Here is a 613-nt window from a genome sequence, read left to right as displayed (position 1 = left end):
CGATGCGCCCGGGGGAAACACCCGTACCCATCCCGAACACGATGGTTAAGCCCCGGGAGGCCGATGGTACTGCACTGGAGACGGTGTGGGAGAGCAGGTGGCCGCCAGCACTAAAAAAAAGAAAAGGCAGATCCGCTGCCGAAGATCATATAGATACAGGCACAGATGAGCAACAACTTATCGCCGCCAACCCGGTCAGCAGGGCAGTGCTGTTATGATAGCTGGTTTTACCAGTGATCAGATACGCAAAAGAGATTTTGAGTATGTGATGACTGATAAAACATCAGTCAAGGAAGTGCTTACATTGCACCTCAAGAACTTCGTTCTTTCGGTCGCGTGCAGGCACGCAATAAAACAAAATATTTTAAAGCTTATGGAAGCAAGCTTCCAACGCATAAAATATTTGTTTTGCAATGTACCTTGAAAACCGCATATGAGAAATTGATGAAAATATCAAGACATCCGAGGTATAAGTGAACACTTCACGAGTGCGGAAGCAGGAGTGTTAGTGTGAACTTAGTCCGACGTAAGTCGGACATCATCATGAATGATGATACCACTTTGAAGAAAACAAAGTAAAAAATTGACCTGAACCAACGCATGTAACGCTATA

The 613-nt window shown here is 45.2% G+C and carries 1 rRNA gene; it reads left to right on the top strand.

The annotated features are described in order from the left end of the window. Positions 1–110 (top strand): 5S ribosomal RNA (gene rrf / locus B5E62_RS16665); the annotation flags it as partial. Positions 111–613: the final 503 nt, after the last annotated feature.

The organism is Lachnoclostridium sp. An118 (assembly GCF_002160985.1).
Classification (GTDB): domain Bacteria; phylum Bacillota; class Clostridia; order Lachnospirales; family Lachnospiraceae; genus Claveliimonas; species Claveliimonas stercoravium.
The sequence above is the reverse complement of the archived record's forward strand: the minus strand, read 5'-3'. Positions and strand labels throughout refer to the sequence as shown.